20 protein-coding genes and 2 pseudogenes are annotated in these 19,167 nt (G+C 41.3%); 8 read left to right on the top strand and 14 right to left on the bottom strand.

The features are described from left to right. Positions 1 to 66: 66 nt before the first annotated feature. Together ACFPMF_RS16140 and ACFPMF_RS16145 are read right to left on the bottom strand one after the other, a co-directional pair. Positions 67 to 882 carry a gasdermin gene (locus ACFPMF_RS16140; RefSeq protein WP_379846974.1) on the bottom strand — a complete coding sequence of 272 codons (816 nt, stop codon included), beginning with the start codon at positions 880 to 882 and terminating at the stop codon, positions 67 to 69. Between the two features lie 385 nt (positions 883 to 1,267). Further along, positions 1,268 to 2,401: pseudogene (locus tag ACFPMF_RS16145) on the bottom strand (IS3 family transposase). Between the two features lie 307 nt (positions 2,402 to 2,708). Here ACFPMF_RS16145 and ACFPMF_RS16150 point away from each other — a divergent pair. Further along, a pseudogene (locus tag ACFPMF_RS16150) lies at positions 2,709 to 3,873 on the top strand (IS481 family transposase). Between the two features lie 277 nt (positions 3,874 to 4,150). Here ACFPMF_RS16150 and ACFPMF_RS16155 read toward each other — a convergent pair. Further along, entirely contained in the window at positions 4,151 to 4,771 is a 621-nt protein-coding gene (locus ACFPMF_RS16155; RefSeq protein WP_379846976.1) for an ImmA/IrrE family metallo-endopeptidase, read from the bottom strand. Then, entirely contained in the window at positions 4,740 to 5,144 is a 405-nt protein-coding gene (locus ACFPMF_RS16160) for a helix-turn-helix domain-containing protein (protein ID WP_379846978.1), read from the bottom strand. Before ACFPMF_RS16160 ends, ACFPMF_RS16155 begins: the two co-directional genes overlap by 32 nt. Before the next feature lie 204 nt (positions 5,145 to 5,348). On the opposite strand from ACFPMF_RS16160, the gene ACFPMF_RS16165 reads away from it, so the two are divergent. From ACFPMF_RS16165 to ACFPMF_RS16175, 3 genes are read left to right on the top strand one after another with little or no spacing between them, the layout of a single operon-like run. Then, on the top strand, positions 5,349 to 6,020 hold the full coding sequence (locus ACFPMF_RS16165; RefSeq protein WP_379846980.1) for a multiubiquitin domain-containing protein: 672 nt from the start codon (positions 5,349 to 5,351) through the stop codon (positions 6,018 to 6,020). Between the two features lie 15 nt (positions 6,021 to 6,035). Beyond that, positions 6,036 to 6,371 carry a hypothetical protein gene (locus tag ACFPMF_RS16170; protein ID WP_379846982.1) on the top strand — a complete coding sequence of 112 codons (336 nt, stop codon included), beginning with the start codon at positions 6,036 to 6,038 and terminating at the stop codon, positions 6,369 to 6,371. Beyond that, positions 6,372 to 7,706: a HesA/MoeB/ThiF family protein gene (locus ACFPMF_RS16175; RefSeq protein WP_379846985.1), complete on the top strand. Its 1,335-nt coding sequence runs from the start codon at positions 6,372 to 6,374 to the stop codon at positions 7,704 to 7,706. It begins immediately after the preceding gene. 122 nt (positions 7,707 to 7,828) lie between these two features. Here ACFPMF_RS16175 and ACFPMF_RS16180 read toward each other — a convergent pair whose 3' ends face one another. From ACFPMF_RS16180 to ACFPMF_RS16205, 6 genes are all read right to left on the bottom strand, one after another. Further along, a complete protein-coding gene (locus tag ACFPMF_RS16180; protein ID WP_379846988.1) occupies positions 7,829 to 8,335 on the bottom strand; it encodes a hypothetical protein in 507 nt (168 codons plus the stop codon). A gap of 102 nt (positions 8,336 to 8,437) precedes the next feature. After that, positions 8,438 to 9,424 (bottom strand): nucleotidyl transferase AbiEii/AbiGii toxin family protein, encoded by a 987-nt coding sequence (locus ACFPMF_RS16185; protein WP_379846991.1) that lies wholly within the window; start codon positions 9,422 to 9,424, stop codon positions 8,438 to 8,440. Further along, the gene (locus ACFPMF_RS16190) at positions 9,421 to 10,149 is read right to left on the bottom strand and encodes a DUF6088 family protein (protein ID WP_379846993.1); all 729 of its coding nucleotides are present in this window, start codon (positions 10,147 to 10,149) and stop codon (positions 9,421 to 9,423) included. Before ACFPMF_RS16190 ends, ACFPMF_RS16185 begins: the two co-directional genes overlap by 4 nt. Before the next feature lie 105 nt (positions 10,150 to 10,254). Further along, the gene (locus ACFPMF_RS16195; RefSeq protein ID WP_379846995.1) at positions 10,255 to 10,725 is read right to left on the bottom strand and encodes a hypothetical protein; all 471 of its coding nucleotides are present in this window, start codon (positions 10,723 to 10,725) and stop codon (positions 10,255 to 10,257) included. Positions 10,726 to 10,793: 68 nt separating this feature from the next. After that, entirely contained in the window at positions 10,794 to 12,155 is a 1,362-nt protein-coding gene (locus ACFPMF_RS16200) for a radical SAM protein (RefSeq protein WP_379846998.1), read from the bottom strand. Beyond that, on the bottom strand, positions 12,112 to 12,486 hold the full coding sequence (locus ACFPMF_RS16205; RefSeq protein ID WP_379847000.1) for a hypothetical protein: 375 nt from the start codon (positions 12,484 to 12,486) through the stop codon (positions 12,112 to 12,114). The genes ACFPMF_RS16200 and ACFPMF_RS16205 overlap by 44 nt, the downstream gene beginning before the upstream one ends. 37 nt (positions 12,487 to 12,523) lie before the next feature. Between ACFPMF_RS16205 and ACFPMF_RS16210 the strand changes: the two genes are divergently transcribed. Beyond that, a complete protein-coding gene (locus ACFPMF_RS16210) occupies positions 12,524 to 12,898 on the top strand; it encodes a helix-turn-helix domain-containing protein (protein WP_379847002.1) in 375 nt (124 codons plus the stop codon). Positions 12,899 to 12,928: 30 nt separating this feature from the next. Further along, entirely contained in the window at positions 12,929 to 13,411 is a 483-nt protein-coding gene (locus tag ACFPMF_RS16215) for a hypothetical protein (RefSeq protein ID WP_379847004.1), read from the top strand. Positions 13,412 to 13,441: 30 nt separating this feature from the next. On the opposite strand, the gene ACFPMF_RS16220 is transcribed toward ACFPMF_RS16215, so the two are convergent. Continuing rightward, positions 13,442 to 13,957: an IS630 family transposase gene (locus ACFPMF_RS16220; RefSeq protein ID WP_379847006.1), complete on the bottom strand. Its 516-nt coding sequence runs from the start codon at positions 13,955 to 13,957 to the stop codon at positions 13,442 to 13,444. Between the two features lie 19 nt (positions 13,958 to 13,976). Beyond that, positions 13,977 to 14,450, bottom strand: coding sequence for a winged helix-turn-helix domain-containing protein (locus tag ACFPMF_RS16225; protein WP_379847008.1), 474 nt, complete (start codon positions 14,448 to 14,450; stop codon positions 13,977 to 13,979). Positions 14,451 to 14,755: 305 nt separating this feature from the next. Between ACFPMF_RS16225 and ACFPMF_RS16230 the strand changes: the two genes are divergently transcribed. Beyond that, positions 14,756 to 15,373 carry a type IV toxin-antitoxin system AbiEi family antitoxin domain-containing protein gene (locus ACFPMF_RS16230; protein WP_379847010.1) on the top strand — a complete coding sequence of 206 codons (618 nt, stop codon included), beginning with the start codon at positions 14,756 to 14,758 and terminating at the stop codon, positions 15,371 to 15,373. Further along, positions 15,366 to 16,145 carry a nucleotidyl transferase AbiEii/AbiGii toxin family protein gene (locus ACFPMF_RS16235; RefSeq protein ID WP_379847012.1) on the top strand — a complete coding sequence of 260 codons (780 nt, stop codon included), beginning with the start codon at positions 15,366 to 15,368 and terminating at the stop codon, positions 16,143 to 16,145. Before ACFPMF_RS16230 ends, ACFPMF_RS16235 begins: the two co-directional genes overlap by 8 nt. On the opposite strand, the gene ACFPMF_RS16240 is transcribed toward ACFPMF_RS16235, so the two are convergent. Then, a complete protein-coding gene (locus ACFPMF_RS16240; protein ID WP_379847014.1) occupies positions 16,140 to 17,237 on the bottom strand; it encodes an SIR2 family protein in 1,098 nt (365 codons plus the stop codon). The genes ACFPMF_RS16235 and ACFPMF_RS16240 overlap by 6 nt on opposite strands. A gap of 11 nt (positions 17,238 to 17,248) precedes the next feature. Beyond that, the gene (locus ACFPMF_RS16245) at positions 17,249 to 19,156 is read right to left on the bottom strand and encodes a Piwi domain-containing protein (protein WP_379847016.1); all 1,908 of its coding nucleotides are present in this window, start codon (positions 19,154 to 19,156) and stop codon (positions 17,249 to 17,251) included. Positions 19,157 to 19,167 lie beyond the last annotated feature (11 nt).

The raw sequence follows: 19,167 nt of genomic DNA on the forward strand, positions 1-19,167 counted from the left end.
TACCGGCCATAAATGAGGTTATTGTCATTTATGGCCGGGCATTAAAAAAGAATAATTGTGTGAGAACTATAGATTTGTGAGGCCCCCGTCCAAAATTAAGTATTCGTGATTTTCTTGGTCACTTGTACTGAGATTTTGTAGAGGTTCTAAACTTGTTGCAGATAAAGCCCCACCTCCTGCATCTAATGATTTGAAAGCAGTGTATTTTCCATCCTCATAAATTAAACGGATGGCTTGGAATCCAAATATTAAAGGAATCGGGCCTTCAAATGTTACTTTAGTAGTTGTATCATTTTGACCAGATATACTAACATCTCCACCAACTATTCCTTTAATTTCTGGAATACTAATCTCCACATTAGTTCCGTTCTTTTTCTTTGCTTCAACACTAAATTTTTTGCTTTTAATAACTGCAGTGATGACATAAATATCATCAGCTTCAAGCATTTGACTTACAAATTGTGACAAAGGGTTCACATCTGCGTCAGCAAGGAATTGGTCGAGGGCTGCAATCTCAACCGTATCACTTAGAACATCAGCATATTCGAACGTTATTGTACGAGCTTGGCTGTATTTTGTCTCTAATCCAAGTTTAGATCCCCCCATCGCACCAATAATCGAACCAAGAATAGCAATCCCAACTCCTAAACTTAGTTCACTCGTTTTCTGACCTGAAATATTAGCCGTTGGTATATCACGCCTAATGGTAGTTAGATTAGCTTGGTTACCAGCTAATAGCAGAGTTGAAAGTTCACCAAGTGGGTTTAATATACCCTTCTTCAGCGATAGGATTTGTAGTGGCTGAATGTCTGCTTTAGGAACACGGACGACATTATAGCCAAACGATTTAAGAAAAGTGATAGACTGATCCTTACAAAACATAGCTAGTTAATTTAAATTAGGGTTTATAATAATATAAAATTAAAAGGGTAATTATATTTCAATTATTACTCGGGAAAAACAATTTTATTATGTTAATTTTTCTAGATTTCGGACCTATTCTGTAAATTCGCCTAAAATTGAAATTTTACCCATTTCAGGCTCAAATTTGTTGTCACAATAGTATGGAGGTTTTTTTGAAAAATTTTGATATAGAAGTATATTAGTTATGTTTACATAAAGTATTATAAAGGTATAAATCATGAAATATATTAAAAGATATATTATTAAGTATTTACTTAACGGTAATTTTAGAGTCTGTAGCCTTACCCAAATTAGGACAATGAGTATTTAGACTTTTGCGATTTTTTGAGGCCCTCCCGGATTTTCAGACGGTAATTAATAGAGTTTCCGGTGTTTCTTGGTGTAAGTTAACAAATTCTTTTGGGCTTAAATCGTTCAGGGAGCTGTGTGGTCTAAAGTGGTTGTATTCCCACCTAAAATCCTCAATTTTTTCCTGAGCATCTGACAGCGACAAGAACCAATTGACTGAAAGGCACTCATCACGGAATTTACCATTAAATGATTCCACATATGGGTTATCTGTGGGTTTTCCTGGTCTGGAAAAGTCCAGGGTTACGCCATTCGAGTAGGCCGGCACGGGCCGCCCCGCACAAATCCATTTCCTTCGAGATAAATTCACTTCCGTTATCGCATTGTATGCGCTCAGGAAAACACCCCTCGATCAAACAGATGCGGTTCAATTCAGCAACGACATCGGCTCCTTTCAGCGATTTGCCAAGCAATAAGCTGTGGCAAATTTTACTACAGTTATCCACTACAGTTAACACCCTAAACCGTTCACCGTTGAAGAGGGCATCTTGCACAAAATCCATGCTCCAGACCTTATTTATTGCTTGAGTGTCCAGTCGTTCCAACCGATGTTCTGCACTTCGATTACGCCGTGGCCGCTTAGTCCTTAAATTCAACCCATACGCCTTGTAGACACGGTACATACGCTTGTGATTGTCGCTGAAACCTTCCCTTCTCAAGAGGATAAAAATCCGCCAGAAACCATATCTCACCCTTGTCATTGCAATTTCCTTCATTCGCATGCTCAACAGGGTTTCATCACGACGATGCCGCTTATAATAATACATGGATCGAACCAACCGTACACAACGGCATGCCCGTTGAATTGAGACCCGATAATTGGTCACTAACCAATTGGCCATTTCCTTCTTGTAGGGAGGCTTCACAACTTTTTTTTTATCACATCCTGAAGCATTTGCTTATCGAGACTTAAGTCTGCAACAAGCTTTTTGAGTTGGGCATTTTCTTCTTCCAGTTGACGCAACTTTCGTAGCTCGGAAATGCCCATGCCGCCGAATTTTTTCTTCCAATTAAAGAAAGTGGCCTGGGAGACACCCAACTGGCGGCAGATCTCTTCTACGCGTGTGCCGGTCTCTGACTGCCGCAACGCAAATGCTATTTGTGCTTCGGTGAATTTGGTCTTTTTCATGGTGAAAATTTACGATTTTGACCTGTTTTTGCCACCGAAAATCTCTAATTATCACCCGTCTCGTTTTGCGGGGGGACGTCAACAGGGAAGCTTACAATTAGAGGGAAGCTTACATACCTCGTCAAGTAAAAGTGGACAAACAGGCAGAAAAAGAAAGGATGCGTCGCTCAGCTGACTTTCGTGATTCCAGCCCAGCCATTATAGACATCTGCAGGCATTAAGTTGTTCAGCCATTCATAATATGAAGTAGTCAAGACTTAATCTGACAGTTTACAAGTTTTCTAACTTTAAACCAACGATTAAGCCAATGACAACACAGCAGAAGATCATCAAGAACAAGTTGGGCATTCTCAACTTGGCCGATCAACTTCAGAATGTCTCGAAAGCCTGCCGCATTATGGGCTATTCGCGCGATAGTTTCTACCGCTTCAAAGAACTCTACGACCAAGGCGGTGAGATGGCACTTCAAGAAATGAGCCGTCGCAAGCCATGCCCGAAAAATCGCGTAGAAGAATCCATTGAGCAGGCTGTTTTGAAGATGGCCATTGAACAACCCGCTTTAGGTCAACTCCGGGTATCGAACGAGTTGAAAAAACAAGCCATCGTGATTTCACCTGGTGGAGTCCGCAGCATCTGGTTACGGCATGATGTAGAAACATTCGCTAAGCGGTTGAAAGCCTTAGAAGCCAAAGTCGCCCAGGAGGGTATTATTCTGACCGAAGAACAGCTTGCCGCTTTAGAAAAGGCCAAACAGGAAAAGCAGGCCATGGGTGAGATTGAGACGCACCATCCTGGCTATTTAGGGGCTCAAGACACCTATTATGTGGGGAATATCAAGGGCGTAGGCCATATCTACCAGCAGACCTATATTGATACCTATGCGAAAATAGCGTTTGTAAAAGTGTATGATCGTAAGAATGCCTTGGTGGCTGCTGATCTGCTCAATGACCGCGTTATTCCTTTCTATGAACAGCATCAACTACGGCTTTTACGGGTACTAACTGACCGGGGAACGGAATACTGCGGTAATCGAGAGCAACACGAATATCAGTTGTTTTTAGCCCTCGAAGATGTCGATCACTCGAAGACTAAGGCTAAAAGCCCGCAGACCAACGGTATTTGTGAACGTTTTCACAAGACGATTCAAGATGAGTTTTATGCGATTGCTTTCCGTAAAAAGCTCTATACCAGTTTGGAACAACTCCAGCAGGATGTAGATTTGTGGATGAATCACTATAACCGCACGGGCGGCCCCGCAGCAACGAACCCATTCGGGCAAGCATTGCTTTGGTAAAACCCCAATGCAGACGTTTATGGATACCGTTGACTTAGCCAGGGAAAAGTTGTTGGAGCAGTTGGCAAACCCACTTTTTTTTCCTTCTGTGCAAGCGGAAGCCGAACAGGAAGCAGTGGATCAGACTACATCGCAACAGTTCAATTGGTCAACGCTGAAGGCGGCAACTGACAGTTAATTTTCCCCCTTACTGTCAGATCAAGTAATGACTACTACACACATAATAACGGTGGTAATTGTAGTACTCGACTGTTCTACAGACTTAGTTCAGCCACCAATTGTTTGAGAGTCTATTTTTATAATTAATGGTTTGCACTCCCCATTATATTCAACTAATAAAAACAAAATGGTTGAATCCTTGAACAGGATTAAAATCTCCGACCGCCTATAGCTATTTTATTAGATGCCCAGAAGTAGACCAATTTTATAAACAAAACTCTTTAATTCTATTATAATCAACGAATGAACTTTTTAAGACGGGATAGGCGTAAATCTATACCCAAGGTTTTCCGACGAAAGACAACCATTTCCAAACTGGCGCCATAAATATCGGCTATGGCTGCATTTGCTAATCCTAAACGCGCTAATGTGAAAAGTCCTTGATCTGGGACCTGCAATGTTGCACCTAGCCATTTAGCCTCCTCCTCGTGTTGGGCATTGTATTGACGAAGAGCAATATCGGCATTGAGTTGTAAGCAGTCGCCAGGATGTTCACAAATGATATGGGCTAATTCATGCATAATATCACTCTCTTGGCGGGCAGGTGAGTGATCAGAGTTGAATAAAATCATTTTAAACCCTCCAACTATTGCAACTACTGCTGAAAATTCACCATTCCGGTTAAGTAACAAGGCCATCTTTTTATCGATATCCTGTTGGTCCGGAAATTCATCATAAAGGAAATTTTGAGCTAATCCGCTAAGGCATTGAATAGGTGTAACCGAGACTCCGTGCAGGTCGGCAACACAGCGTGCCGGACATGCACCAGTGGCTTCTACACCTAATTTTTCTCTAATTTCAATAGACCACGTTTCAGCATCTTTCTTAAATCCCCTGCGTAGTAGACTGTGCTTCATTTGGTAAAACATTACGTCGAGCCGCTGCGTAAGCAACTTCAATCATTGTAATCAAAGCTTCCCGCGTCTGTTGATTTAATAACTTATCTGCCCTTAAATGTACAATAATATCCTCCTTTTTCAATGATGTGTTCTTTTCTGAAACGGCCTTGTCGATCGGTTCAACTGCAAAATGCGCAGGGTCTACATTTAACCAGCGGCAAATTCGCATGTAGGTATCTAAATCAGGTAAACTACCCCTCTCAATTCGTGACAGTGTTGAAGGGCTTACACTTTCCATCTGCTCAGCCGCTGCCCTAACGGTTAGCTTTTTTGCTTCGCGTTGCCGTTGAATAGCCTCGCCTAAAGCGTTTACATTGATTTCATGTTGCATAGAGTGACAAATTGTCCGTTTAAGAATAAAGTTTTGGCATAGTCATTATTGTCTAAAACATAAAATGACCACAAATATACTGCCATTTGTGTCACAAATGCATGCATTTCTTGTATTGCACATGAAACTGTGTCACCAAAGGAACAAATGGCATTGTGTTTGCGTTAGAGTTAGTGTCGCTTAAATCAAACGGCACTAAAAAAAATGACAGACAACCAAATTAATCGGGCCAACGATGCAGGAGGCATCGACCCTCTCGTCCTCACCTTCCAGGATAATAAATATACTTGGCCGCATCAGTACATTAAAGGAGCCGAATTAAGAAAAATGTTTGGCTTGGCTCCCGAACAAGATCTCTATATGTCACTTATAGACCCTTGGGATGATGTATTGATTCCGAACGAGGAAGAAATTGACCTTGCCCGGCCAGGTATTGAAAAATTTTATATTCGTCAGCCACTCGATCTCCGTTTAGGTGACAAAAAATATAGCTGGGATAAGCCATTTATCACGGGTACAGAATTGCGGAAACTGGGCGAGATTGAGGAAGGTGATGAAATTTGGTTGTCGATTGCCGGAGACTACAAAGATAACCTGATCGGAGATAACGAAAGAATTGATCTGACGCGGCCCGGCATTGAACATTTCTACATAAAAAAATTAGAAGTTGTCATTCGCATTAACAATGTGGAGCACAAAATAAAACGAGGCACCTATACCGTAGCCCAGCTAAAGAAAATCGGCAATGTCAAAGCGTCGGATGAAATGGATGCCTTAGAAGGCCATAAGCTTACTCCACTTGACGATGCAGCTACAGTCGTGATTAAGGGTGGTGAGCAGTTTATTTCACACGTAAGAGACGGATCTTCTTCCTAAACTAATCTTACAATCATGGATTTCCCGGAAGAAGAAGTCAGCGAATTGAAAACGATAGCCCCCAATCTGAGCATAGCTCCAGAGGGGGGCTACACCTATATCTATATTTCAGGGCTAGTATTGCCAAATGGTTGTCAGCCCGAAATCGTAGATGCATTGCTTTGTTCAGTTCCAAGAGAAGGATATAACTCACGTCTCTTCTTCTCTGAGAAAATAACTGGCGGTCCGGAACGAAATTGGAATAGTACCATTCGTGTATTAGAACGAAACTGGTTTGCAATTTCTTGGCAAACCCAGCCTGGGTTGCGGCTGGCCGAAATATTAAGTATTCACTTGAAAGCTCTTCGTTAAGTGAAAAAAGGAAACAATACCATATGTCTACGCATTCCACAGGCGTTACATCAAAAAATGCTTGGCGACCTTCGTCGCACCCACTCTTTTGCCTACGAACGGGTAGGCTTCCTGCATACAACGTCCAAAATTATTGCCAACGGCACCGTTCTTATTATTGCTACAGATTATGTTCCTGTCGAGGATGATCATTACATCGAAGATAAATACGTAGGAGCCAAAATAAGTTCAGGAGCGATCCGGGCAGCCATGCAACGTTCATTAGAAAAAAAGGGCGGATGTTTCCACGTCCACTTACACGATCACTGTGGTAAACCTTACCCTAGTCGAACTGATAAAAGTAGTTTACCTGGAGTAGTTGAAAGTTTTGCCAATATAGCGCCCTTTCAAGCAAATGGAATATTGATTTTAAGTAAGGATTCATTCTATGCATCAGTTAAAATTGCTGGTGAGAAAAAATATTTGCACCCAAAATCGATTTCTATAGTCGGTAAACCGATGCTGATGTCATTTTCCGTCGAGAAAAAGTTGGAGAGCAAAGTATATGACCGACAATCCTTTTTAGGCGAATCTTCACAATTTTTATTCGAAAATATTAAAGTTGGAATCATCGGCTATGGTGGTGGCGGTTCACACCTCGGCCAGCAATTGGCCCATTTGGGTGTCAAAAATATTATTATTTTCGACGATGATATTGTAGAGGATACTAATCTAAACCGCTTGGTTGGAGCATGGTTTAGCGATATAAAAAAGGCAACTCTTAAAACGTCCGTAGCTAAACGTATAATTAGAAAGGTTATACCAACAGCAAATATAATCGCGGTGAACTGCCGCTGGCAAAATCAGCCAGAACTTCTGCAAATCTGTGATGTAGTGCTGGGAGGTGTTGATACTTATTCGGAACGGCAGCAGCTAGAAGCGGAATGCCGTCGCTATCTTATTTCCTACATTGATATTGGTATGGATGTTCACCAGATAGACGAGGAACCACCTTCTATCTCCGGTCAAGTTATTCTATCGGTCCCTGGCTCTCCCTGCATGAGTTGCTTTGGTTTTCTTACTGATAGAAAGCTAGCTCTGGAGGCAGCAAAGTATGGTAAAGTTGGTGGAAGACCTCAGGTTGTATGGCCAAACGGTGTTTTGGCTTCAACCGCTGTTGGGATGTTTGTGAATTTAGTGACCAATTGGGCTCAAGAAAAAGACTTTCCTTCTTACCTAGCGTATAATGGAAATTTAGGAACTGTAGAAGAACATATTCGATTAAAATACACGGACAAAGTGTGTTTACATTTTCCGCTTGATCAGGTGGGGCCCCCTGTTTTTGTAAAGCTGTAAGGCAATTGAACAGAATTGCAGTTTTTCGAACTAACATTTTGCAGCTATTGTATTTTTCTGATTAGCAACTGACCGTCATCCCCATTTATTCCCCTCCACTGAGGGGGCGGAATGCGAGTTTATCAATTTCCAGGTGTGAATTTTTGCTCAATGGCTTTTTCCTGAATATTTCTGGCAAACCATTGCAAGTCACGCTCAAGCATGATTTTATTGTCGTAAATGTCCCGCCCTTCTACTTTTAAGGTAATGGAAGCCAGTTGCTTGCGAGCCTGATCAATTTCAATTTCGTTTTCGTGGTCTTCAAACTGGGTTTCAAAAACAACCAAATGAGTATTCGGCAGCACGACGCGTTTCATTGTATCACTGACGGCCATCCGCATATATGATTTCAGATCCAGATGCAGGCAATCATCAATACTTGAGTATTGCTGGCCGTCCTTGACAAATGTCAGCCGGTCGATGATCAGCGGGCCTAAGCCATTATTCCGGATATGAACCGCCACTTGCTTTTTATAATCGGGTAAATCAATTTGCCCTAAGGGTTTCAGGGATTTTTCATTATGCATCCGTTGCAGATGCAACTGATAAAATGTGGCCAGCAACGCCAAAATTGAAATAATAATCGCCAAGATGCCCCACCTTTGCCTGATTAATGATACCGCAACAGTCTATAGCACATATGGCCGGACTAAAATTAGTTTTTCATGTTGCATTGAAATTAGTTTTTCGTGTCAAGAATTGGCCTTTTCAATAGTCCAGTCTACCGAAACAAGGCGTTTTTTAATCCGCGTCAACGTTTGAAACACAGCTTTATCAGCCGGTAACTCGCCAAAAACCAGATTTTTGAAGGAACCGTAGTACGTGCTCCGTAATTCCGGCCAAACGCTATCTAAATTGGAGAAGAGCAATGCATCAGCTGGATGCCGATACAGCCAGTCTTTATTGTTGCGAAAACTGACTTCGTCATCCCGGCCCACTTTGTGCAACATCCCCGCAAACTCATCGGAATCGAAGAAAGCCGAAATATCTTCTTGCTGTAATAGCTGATGTAGATCGTAAACGTGACGGATTTTATTGCGTAAGTCCACCAGCGGTTTCTCAGTGTAAGAAAACCGAACCAAGCTCATGACTTTTTCACATAAGGTGCGCGTGGGAGCCAATAGAACCACCTCGAACGGCAACAGATTACACTTGATGGCTAATTCGTCCTGTCCCCTCGCCTTCAGCATCTGATAAATAAACGAACTGACCTGGCCCGTTGTCACCGGTTCCGACGAACCCAGCCAACTCGATTCCAGAATGATCAAGTCGCGTACTTGGCCAAAATCACCGGTAAATATCCGCGAATAGGAATGGGCTGTTTTGCGGATCATGCCCTTTTTATTGGTAATCCCCGTTATTTCTTGTTCCGGTAGCCATTCCAAAACAGCGTTGCTAATCCGCTTGAGCCGTTCTTTAAGCTGATTGGCCGAAAGCGCGGGGGCTTTTAAAAGAACCAGATCGATATCCTCGGAAAAACGCTGGATAAAGGAAAAGCATTTGGCCAACGCCGTGCCCCCTTTAAACACCGTGAATTCCGCGAGCGATCCAGTAAAAATGCGTTGCAAAGCCAGCGTCACCCAATAGTCTTTCTCGACATAAATTTCGGGCAGCTTCATCTGCTGAGCCGTGATGGTGACGGCATCGGCAAAGAGGTCGCGGTTTTCGTGCAGTTTCATTGAATATTCCAGTCGGATGCGCCCGGCAGTACGTTATCATTGATGCCCAGGTCAAAGGTTGTCAGGGGGTTCAGACTGTCCCGTAGCTTGTCGATGCCTTTCGGCTCGTTTAAATCCGTCAGGATAATCCCCAGCAAAGCCCTCACCCGGGGCGGATAAGCCAGCGCATAGTCGATCATGGCCTGCCGTTGGGTTGGTTTAAGCTGTTTGATCCGGCCTTTAAAAATGACCAGAGCATTGCCCACATCGACGTCCGGGATTTGTTTGAGATCTTTCATCGCATCCAGAAATCCCAACAATTGATAATTATCATCGGTCACATCCACATAGCTTTTGACCGCCGTGGCTTTGAGAGCGCCGGTGTTGACAAAAATGCGCCGGTTGCGGCTGGCTATTTTGATCACCGCCGGTATTTGGGTCGTCAGCCCCAGTTGATTATATAGGTAGTCGCCAGTGATGTATGCTGTCCGTTGACCGTTTTGATAGAGATATGGCTTGAGCCGTTGCTGTTCGTCCGGCTTTTTCTCGCCAAAGATGGTTTGCTTGGGCTTGTAGAAGATCCCCTTGGCGAGTTTTTTAATGACGCCCTTCTTTTGCAGACGTTCCAGCACTTTAGCGGTCGTCAGATAGTCCTGTTTGGGAATCGCCAACTCGCTATACCCGAAAGAGGTGTCCTCTGGGAGTTGATCGATCTGTTGGGCAACGGTTTCGGCAAGCCTGGTCATGCTTCTAAAATAGCATGTTCCTCGAAAAATGTCAAGTTTTTTGATCAAAAAACTTGACATTCCACATATTTATAAATAATCCCGGCATAAAGTATATATCGCTGCTTAGTTACGCTTTAGGTTCCCTTCACTCCTCCCTATGTATCGGGAAAACCATTGAAAATCTCGCTCTAGCATGATTTTATTGTCGTAAATGTCTCGTCCCTCTACTTTTAAGGTGATCGGTGCCAGTTGCTCTCGGGCACGATCAATTTCGGCCTCGCTTTCATCCACTTCAAATTGGGTTTCAAAAACGACCAGATAAGCGTTCGGCAGCACCACACGTTTCACCCGGTCATTGATAAACATGCGCATATACGATCTCGGATCGAGCTCCAGGCAATCATCAATCGTGGGGTACGGTTGGCCGTCTTTAATGAAGGTCAGCCGATCAATGATCAATGGACCTAATCCATTATTACGAATATGAACGGCGACCTGCTTGTTATAGTCGGGTAGATCGATTTGGCCCAATGGTTTCAGGGATTTTTCGTTATGAAGCCGTTGCAGATATAACTGATAAAACGTCGCCAGCAACGCTATGATAGATATCACAATAGCCAAGACGACCTCCTAGGGCACAAGAGTTTAACGAGAAAACACCATCATGACAAAACGGCATCTCCCTGCTGGGCTATCATTCTATAATCCTGAAGCAATTTCAATCGTTCTCGGGCCTGCAATTCATAAATCATCGGAATAAACCGGTGGTAGAGGCTGCATTGCGGGTCTTTACCACCTACCCGATAGACTGGACAGCCGCTGGTACAAACCGACTTGTAGCGGCAGGTCTGACAATCGTTGGATTTCATGTCTTCATAGTGGCTGCCCTGCTCAATCATATCGACCAAATCCATATCCATATTGAAGAGGTTGTGGGAAAGCTCAGTCTGATCCCCGAAATGAACATGGCAATAATTGACCGTACCATCTACATAGATGGCCCCGCCAGAAAAGCCCGATGCACAGGTTTGAAAACCTAACTCGCTGGGTTTAAGATCATAAAATTGATGACGGCGGGAAAAACGCCACCCCTGCCCGATGGCGTTTTTCATTATCATATAGGACTCGGAGAGGTATTTTTCCAGTAATTGAGCATCAATGGCTTCGCCTTTGACAATCGAATAGCGAAACGGAACGTCCAGATCAATCAGATAGCGGGTTAGACGGGGTAAACCTGCCAAGTTATGGTTTGTTACAACGGTGTTAGTCGAGACCGGAATCTGATGCGCCAGCAAGGTTCTCAAATTTCGATCAATGAGGCTGAAACTCCCCGTCCCTGATTTAAAGGTTCGGGTTCTATCATGATCTTCGTCCAACCCATCCACCGAAATCCCATAGGAGATATGATACGCTTTGGAGAATTCCAGTATTTCGTCGGTTAAAATGGTCAGATTGGTAATAAACGCGCATTCCAACTGACAACCTTCTTCCCGCAACACTTTTTGCGCTTGGGGAATGAACCCCTTCCAGGCTTTGAACTGGCTGAGGGGTTCTCCTCCGGCCAACCGGAGTTTGATGCTATTGATTTTGCGTTTCTGAACTGTTTCGACCATTTTATTCAGCAACTGCTGCCTGGTCGAGTCTGACATGCCAGCCGTCGTATTCAGTGTTGAGATATAGCAATAACTACAGGTCAGATTACACCGATTAGTGGTATGAATCCAGAAATTGAGCGATTTTGGACTGGATGGTCTTTGGGGTATGCTGAAATGATGATCAAACCGGATAATTTCGGTTTGGGCCAGTAAGCTTAAAAATTCCTCTAACTTTTCCGACGAAATAGCGAGTTGGTCACTCAGGGCTATTATCGAAGTCCGATTATCAATGGCAGCAAGAATCTCATACTGCGCCCGATTGAGAAGACGGAGCGAGTTGGGATAGGCACAATTGACGACATAAAAATGCTGATCGTCAAGAGGTTTAATCAGTAATTGAGGTGATTTGATCGGGATCAGATTCTTCATCGTCTGATGTTGAGTAGCCAATGCAATCGCAATTGGCATTTGCAGAGGTGATGGCCAGTTCTTTTTGACCAATCAGTTTTTCTAAAATTGCAAGATCATCGAAAAGGATCTCTTGCTCATTGATCGCTTTCATTGAGGAATTTTTATGATTATTGGTGGTTTCGTGTTGGAAGGGAAAATCAGGAGAGCGTCTGTTTAAAAAGGTAGACCCGATCATCTTCCATAAAATTACTGCATTAGGCACGGTAGCGGAACATTCCGCTACTTGTATCGTACAAGTGTTTTGCTTGTTTTTTACAATAGCATTTTTGATAGCTTTGTGTATGGACACGACGAGAACTATGCCCCGACCGCATCAAGGGCGAAATATGAAGCGTATTCGCGAAATGCTAGGGATTAAGCAAGAATCCATAGCAGTGGGATTGGGGCTGACTCAACAAGCCGTATCGCAGCTTGAACAGAAAGAGACTTTGGACGAACCGTTGTTAGAAAAAGTAGCTAAATCGCTGGGAGTGCCTGAAGAAGCCATTCAAAATTTCAATGAAGAGACCGCTATTAATATTATAGCGAATACTATTACTAATCACGACCAAGCTGCGGTTGTTAATTATTACCCTACTTTCAATCCTATCGACAAAATAGTTGAGTTATATGACGAGAAGATCGCTCTATATGAGAGGATGTTGGCGATGGAAAGAGAGAAAAACGATTTGTTACAAAAACTTCTAAACTCAAAAGAGTAAGCAAGTTGTAACATTAAGTTATTTATACCTATGTCGTACAGTGACCTCTTAGCCCAACAGGACAAGGAGCTTGAGCGGCTGAATCAGGAGTATTACGCAGACCACGCAACGATCAAAAATCTGCAAAACGATCATTACGATAAAGGCCGCTTTGAGGGTCAGTTAGATCGGCTTAAGCAATTGCATGAAAAGAAGGTCAAAGACCTGCAAACCCGCTTTGCCCAGGAACAACGGGAGTACCTAGGAGAGCCAACCCCGCCGGAACCATCACCTGATATTTCCCAAAGCCAGGATAAAGCCGTTGATATGATCAAAGCGCATCGGCAACAGCAAACCGAAAGTCCACCCAGCAGTCGGCAAGGCATGGGCGGTGGCCAAGAAACCACGCGTTCGCAATCTGTAAAAGGTCAATCCGTCGATGAAGCCGAAGTCAAAAGGCTAGCGCAACAGACGCGAGAAAAACGGGAACAAAAGCAGCAGCAACAACAGCGTCGGCGTGGGTTCCGGCGATAAATTCAATATCTTCTCTTATAGATCCGTGAGTTAACTTGTAATAAACCCTATTTCTTTCTTATGGAAGAATGCTTGTATTAATTTGGGATCGCTCTCTACTAATCTAATTTGGTCTAAGACAGCTATGGTCAAATCGTTTAACGAAAGGAAGACTCGGTTTTTCAGGCTCTGCTTCAGGTAGCTCCACACTAACTCAGTGGGATTTAGCTCCGGACTATAGGCCGGTAAACGCTCCAGATGAAGCCGACCCGGTCGATCTTTGAGCAAAGCCCGGATTGCATCACCGCTATGAATGGAAGCATTATCCCAGATAATTAAGAGATCTTTCTTGCGGTAGCGGCTACAGAGTTTCTCTAAAAACCAGGCAATATCTTCATTACAAAAAGGCCGATTCTGTCCAGCAACATAAATTCGCCCATTGGGGGCAATAGCGGCAATCAGATTCAAATGGGCACGCCCAGCTTGCTGCTGCAAAACCGGTGTTTGTCCACAGGGTGCCCAAGTCAACCCTAACATAGGCAACAGATAGCAGGCTGATTCATCCAAATAGAGAATAACTCGCTGCTCAGTCTGAGCTTTTTTTGAGTTCGGGTAAGCGTTCCTCTCGCCATTGTTTAATCCGTTCTGGATTCTGTTGGCGAGCTTTGGGCTGGGGTTTCTGCCGTGTCCATTCCACTTTTTTCAGTAAGCGCCCTACTTGAGAGGGATCATAGCTAACGCCAAAAAGTTTCTTAATCACCTCATTAACACGAGGACGAGTCCATAGCTGGCCGGGAAAACCATGATGTTCCGCCCCTTTATTGAGTTCTTCAACCAGTTGAGCCAACTGTGTTTGGCTCAGTCTGGCGGTCGCACCGGCGGGTTTTCGCCAGGCCAGCGCGGCTTGTCCTTGCTGTTGATATTTGGTCAAGGTGCGGCTGACCCAACCTTGGGTCAAGCCTAGAGCTTGAGCGATCGCTACTTGTTTCCAGCCCTGTTGGTGCAGAGCAACGCAGCGTCGGCGCAAAACTTCGTATTCGGTTTGTTTGTAGCTTGCCATAATAATTGCAAGTTACCAAATATTACAGATCTATTCACAGATCAATAACAAACAGCAAAAGATATTTCCTTTCTTTGCTAAAAACCGTAAAAGAAGGAAATAAATGACTTTCCCATGCAAAAAGCGTATAGTTAGCTGATTAGGTATTGGTGCCGTAAGCTTATAGACTTATTTTTCCGTTAAAGAATTAAGCTTATAAACTTAATTTCAAGAATGACGAGCTGGATCGTTCAAAAACTATTGACACATCATTTATATTAGTTTATATCTTATTTTTGTTATTTTTCACAAAAATAAGGAACGATGTGAATTTCATCACTTTTCAACAAGCCTTCAAAGAGCGGGATGTCATTCCGGTGAATGATATTCTTAAGCGATTCCCCAACTTCGACACACGCCGATTAGTAGAATGGCAGGAAAAAGGCTATCTGCAAAAAATCATCAATAAATTCTATAGCTGGACAAACCGGCCCATTTCAGAAGATCGACTGTTTTTTACAGCCAACCGTTTGTGCCATAACTCCTACGTATCTTTATGGTCAGCGCTGCGCTGGTACGGCTTTATTCCAGAAGGTGTTTATCAAGTCTTTTCGGTCACGACCAAAAAAACGCAGCACTTTGAAACTCCTTTGGGGTATTTCAATTATCAGCATGTCAAGCCTGATCTGTTCTTTGGTTACCGGCCCATGCAATCCGGTCAGCGGGAATACTTATTAGCAGAACCGGAAAAAGCATTGCTTGATACATTTTATCTAAGCCCCGAGTTGCGTGATCAGTTAGACATTGAGGGTTTGCGTCTGAACATTGAAATCATGGCTGAACGCTGCAATCCTGATACACTTGCTCTGTATGTCCAGGCTTATCATAACAAGCGTGTAGAGAAATTAACATCCCTCATCATTGAGCGTCTGAAAAATGGTTAATCTCCAATATATTAAGCAATATTATCCCGAAAACCTACACGGTTTCGAACGGGAGCTTCTGCGGGAATATCTGCAATGCGTCATGTTGCAAATCCTTTTTGACAGCCCATTAGGTCGGCATTTTGTTTTCCTGGGTGGAACATGCCTGCGGCTTGTTCACGATAACAGCCGATTTTCAGAAGATCTGGATTTTGATAATCTTGCTATTACGCCAGAACAGTTTGATGATGTGGCCCAACTCATGGAAAAAGAGCTAACTGGCCAAGGATATCATGTTGAAATCCAAGTCGTTGGTAAAGGAGCCTACCGGTGCAATATCAAATTCCCCGAAATGCTCTATAAACAAGGATTATCTAACTTGAAAGAAGAAAAGATACTGATTCAGTTAGACACCGAAGCCCAACGGTTCGATTTTACACCCGAAAGCCATATTCTCAACCGTTTCGGCGTGTTTACCCAACTCAGTGTCACACCGCTTGATCTGATTCTTGCGCAAAAATGCTATGCCGTGTTGAACCGGCCACGCAACAAAGGGCGTGATTTCTTCGATATTGTATTCCTACTTGGCCGCAATATTAAACCGAACTATGCTTATCTTGAACAAAAGGTCAACATCCGCACTCCAGCAGAATTGAAAGAACGACTGCTGGCACATTGTGAAAAACTGGATATGAACGAGCAAGGACGAGATGTAGCAAAATTCTTATTCAATCCGAATGATGTGCGCCGTGTAGTTTTATTTCAAGCAATTGTAAAGCAAACTGAATTATAGAACATCTTGCACATTTTGAACCGGATCTATAAGAACTTCATCTTTAAAAGGAACATCATCTGGCTCGTGTAACTGGCTTATAAAATAATCTTTATTCATTATCTCGGTCATAAATTTTTTAGCTGAAGCATCTTCAACAATAATTTGATCTATAGAATCCAAGGAAAGCTTTTTTGATATAAATTTTCTTTTTTCATTGACATCAGCATTCCAAATAGGTTCAACGCTAAGTAAGCGTACATTAGGTTTTGATTTTAATGCTTGCGAAAAAATAATATTAACGTAGTCATCAGCAAATGAGTACCCAATAATAACAATCAAACGAGCTTCATTTAAACATGCCTCTCTAAGCTTTGATGAATAAAAAAAATAAGGGTCTACCGAAGTCATTTTGTGCTGAATACCAAAAATCAACTCAGGATGTTCTACTGGGTCATCACTTATAAAAAGTTTACTCCCGTCAATATACCAATCAATAGAGCCATGTAGCTTATATAAAAAGAAATGTTTTCCTTCTGAATTATCAAAATTAGAATAATGCCAATCTTTTGTGCCTTTATTAAACCCAGTTTCTATTGTCCGGCGTTTACCAACTACACGTTCAAAACATAAATCGTAATTTAAAGTAAAAACCTTTATAGTTTCTGCAATATCGCCTGACAAACTATCAAAAGCTTCATAATAACTAGCATTATCATAATTTTTAATCCTTACCCACTCGTTCAATTGCCTTCTTATTAATTTTTGGAGATTACTTATATTTTGAAAATTTGCTCCTGCTAAATCAATAAGCCTCGTATTCCAAGCTCCAATGAAAGGATACATTATATTTTTGTCTCTTTTCTCAATCTCAGAAATAACAATTAGCAATTTTTCTACATTGAACGCTTCATCAAATCGCCCAAATATACCGTCAGAATAGTGGATACTACTTTTAAGATAATAATACAAATCTCTGTATTCTTGCCATTCTTCTTTTTCGTAAATAAGCCTCTCTATATGCCTCACCATCTGGTTAGATATAGGGATATTAGCGTCTACACTTGCGCCAGCGCCAAAAAGAAAAATAATATCATCTCCATTAATCTCCATATAACAAGCTTCTATAAAAACCAAGGCTTCTTATTAGATATAGCACCTTCACTATATCCTTCTATTATCTCAAAGGCTTTTGTGTATTCAGTAATAATTTTAGAATAATATATAGAAATGGGGATAGACTTTGAATTAAATCCCCGCCAATTAGCCCCTGATAAATTCAAAACATCTTGTAAGTATGTGTTCATATTTATATTGTCCGGCTCTTCCAAATTCAGGAATTCAATATGAACTGGATTTGATAGTCTTTTATCAACTATTTCTTTTCCGTATAATAAACCTTCAAACCATACCAAGAATTCTCTTTTAGAGAGCCTTACACAACTACTTTCATAAGGTACAAGGGTATTGTGATCACTGTATCCAAAAAACTTACTTTCAAGGTTGATTTTAATAGCAACGAAATTCATCAGCTTAATTTGCTGAATTGCTTCTGTTAATGCCGTAACTTCAGAGTGTTTAATTTTAAATGGTAAATGCAAAACGCAAGTCTTATAAGCATCAAATTTACCTGACACTAATAAGGCCACTAAATTCGCCTGAAGTTGTTCTAAATAACTCTCTTCCGTATCAGCGTCTGCCAAAATATCAAGACTTCTATATAGCCCACTTGAGTCTAGGCATATGGTATAGGCGAAATATTTGCTTATTTTTCCAGATTTAGCGTCCTTTTTATGTGAACTACCTATTCCTAAGATTAAGCAATTATTATTGCTTGGTTTAACAATCCATGGAATGCCTCCTAATTTTGCAAAAATTTGTAACGCTAAGTTAGAGGTAGACCACTTTAATGCATTCCGCAAACCTAATTTTCGATAATTTACCACTTGAAGTGGAAAGTCTTCTTTTATGAAATTATATTTCAAGTAGAAATAATGTTCAGAAGCGTCATCATCATTATTCTGATCATAATCTTCAATATATAAAGCTATATATCTTTTATTAGGTTCGTTTATTCTAAACTCTTTAGCTTTATTTATGGCTTCATCCAGGGACTCTTTATCGAAATTGTATAATGTTATTCTTTTAACATTTTCTAACCCAAATTGAATTTTAAACATTATATTAAATCCAGGAAATGTGCCTGGATTTAGTTTGCCTAGTAGACTTAAATATAACTCATTAGCAAACTGTCTATATTTATCATGAAAAATAAAAATAAAATTTACATCAGCGCTTACTTTTTGATAGGGACCAAAGTTTCTTACACCTTGAAATTGTGAATATGATGTATTACGATTGTTGAAAATATACTCCTTTTTACTAAGTTGAAAACTATTTACATTACAAAGTTCATCTTTTACAGTTACAAAAGAAATTTCATCTATTGGCAAAGTTCTAAAATCAATGTAAGCCTTTTCAATAAATTTATTAATAAGCCTGTGTTTATCTGAATAATAGTTTTTATTGCTATTTCCTTCTGAATTAAGGCTGAGGCTTAATTTTTGTACTTCTTTATCAAATGGCACATGAGGGTGCTTTACAAAGCGAAAATCTATTAAGAATCCAAAAGTTCCTTTATTTTCAAAAAAATAAGGACTTAAATAAATTATTTGTCGCCCTTGGGGAAAAGCCTGGATAGTGAATTCAATTCTATCTCCTGAATATTTTGCCTTTATATATTCAAATGGGAAAGTAGAACTTTTTTTAAGGCATTTAACAAGACTATATATCAAAAATTTTTTCGTCATATTTCTTGAATCTAAGAAATATGCGTTGAAAAGCTCAAATCCATCTTTTGGAAGAAAAGAAACAAGGTATCCTGTCCTATCACTACTTCCACTATCTTCAGGTAAAGAATACGTATGGAGTTCAATATCTTCTATTTTACCCTCAGGTCTAAGCATTCTGTAGACTGGAAAAGTAAAATCCCGTTCTTCTATTGGCAAAAAATTTAATTTTATATTATTCATACTTAATATCT

This window comes from Larkinella bovis (genome assembly GCF_042655385.1).
GTDB classification, from domain to species: domain Bacteria; phylum Bacteroidota; class Bacteroidia; order Cytophagales; family Spirosomataceae; genus Larkinella; species Larkinella bovis.

Excerpts from the sequence above, each read along its gene's own strand:
- ACFPMF_RS16140 (WP_379846974.1), bottom strand. The coding sequence starts at position 882 with ATGTTTTGTAAGGATCAGTCTATCACTTTTCTTAAATCGTTTGGCTAT.
- ACFPMF_RS16155 (WP_379846976.1), bottom strand. The coding sequence starts at position 4,771 with ATGAAGCACAGTCTACTACGCAGGGGATTTAAGAAAGATGCTGAAACG.
- ACFPMF_RS16160 (WP_379846978.1), bottom strand. The coding sequence starts at position 5,144 with ATGCAACATGAAATCAATGTAAACGCTTTAGGCGAGGCTATTCAACGG.
- ACFPMF_RS16165 (WP_379846980.1), top strand. The coding sequence starts at position 5,349 with ATGACAGACAACCAAATTAATCGGGCCAACGATGCAGGAGGCATCGAC.
- ACFPMF_RS16170 (WP_379846982.1), top strand. The coding sequence starts at position 6,036 with ATGGATTTCCCGGAAGAAGAAGTCAGCGAATTGAAAACGATAGCCCCC.
- ACFPMF_RS16185 (WP_379846991.1), bottom strand. The coding sequence starts at position 9,424 with ATGAAACTGCACGAAAACCGCGACCTCTTTGCCGATGCCGTCACCATC.
- ACFPMF_RS16190 (WP_379846993.1), bottom strand. The coding sequence starts at position 10,149 with ATGACCAGGCTTGCCGAAACCGTTGCCCAACAGATCGATCAACTCCCA.
- ACFPMF_RS16200 (WP_379846998.1), bottom strand. The coding sequence starts at position 12,155 with ATGAAGAATCTGATCCCGATCAAATCACCTCAATTACTGATTAAACCT.
- ACFPMF_RS16210 (WP_379847002.1), top strand. The coding sequence starts at position 12,524 with ATGAAGCGTATTCGCGAAATGCTAGGGATTAAGCAAGAATCCATAGCA.
- ACFPMF_RS16215 (WP_379847004.1), top strand. The coding sequence starts at position 12,929 with ATGTCGTACAGTGACCTCTTAGCCCAACAGGACAAGGAGCTTGAGCGG.
- ACFPMF_RS16225 (WP_379847008.1), bottom strand. The coding sequence starts at position 14,450 with ATGGCAAGCTACAAACAAACCGAATACGAAGTTTTGCGCCGACGCTGC.
- ACFPMF_RS16235 (WP_379847012.1), top strand. The coding sequence starts at position 15,366 with ATGGTTAATCTCCAATATATTAAGCAATATTATCCCGAAAACCTACAC.
- ACFPMF_RS16240 (WP_379847014.1), bottom strand. The coding sequence starts at position 17,237 with ATGGAGATTAATGGAGATGATATTATTTTTCTTTTTGGCGCTGGCGCA.
- ACFPMF_RS16245 (WP_379847016.1), bottom strand. The coding sequence starts at position 19,156 with ATGAATAATATAAAATTAAATTTTTTGCCAATAGAAGAACGGGATTTT.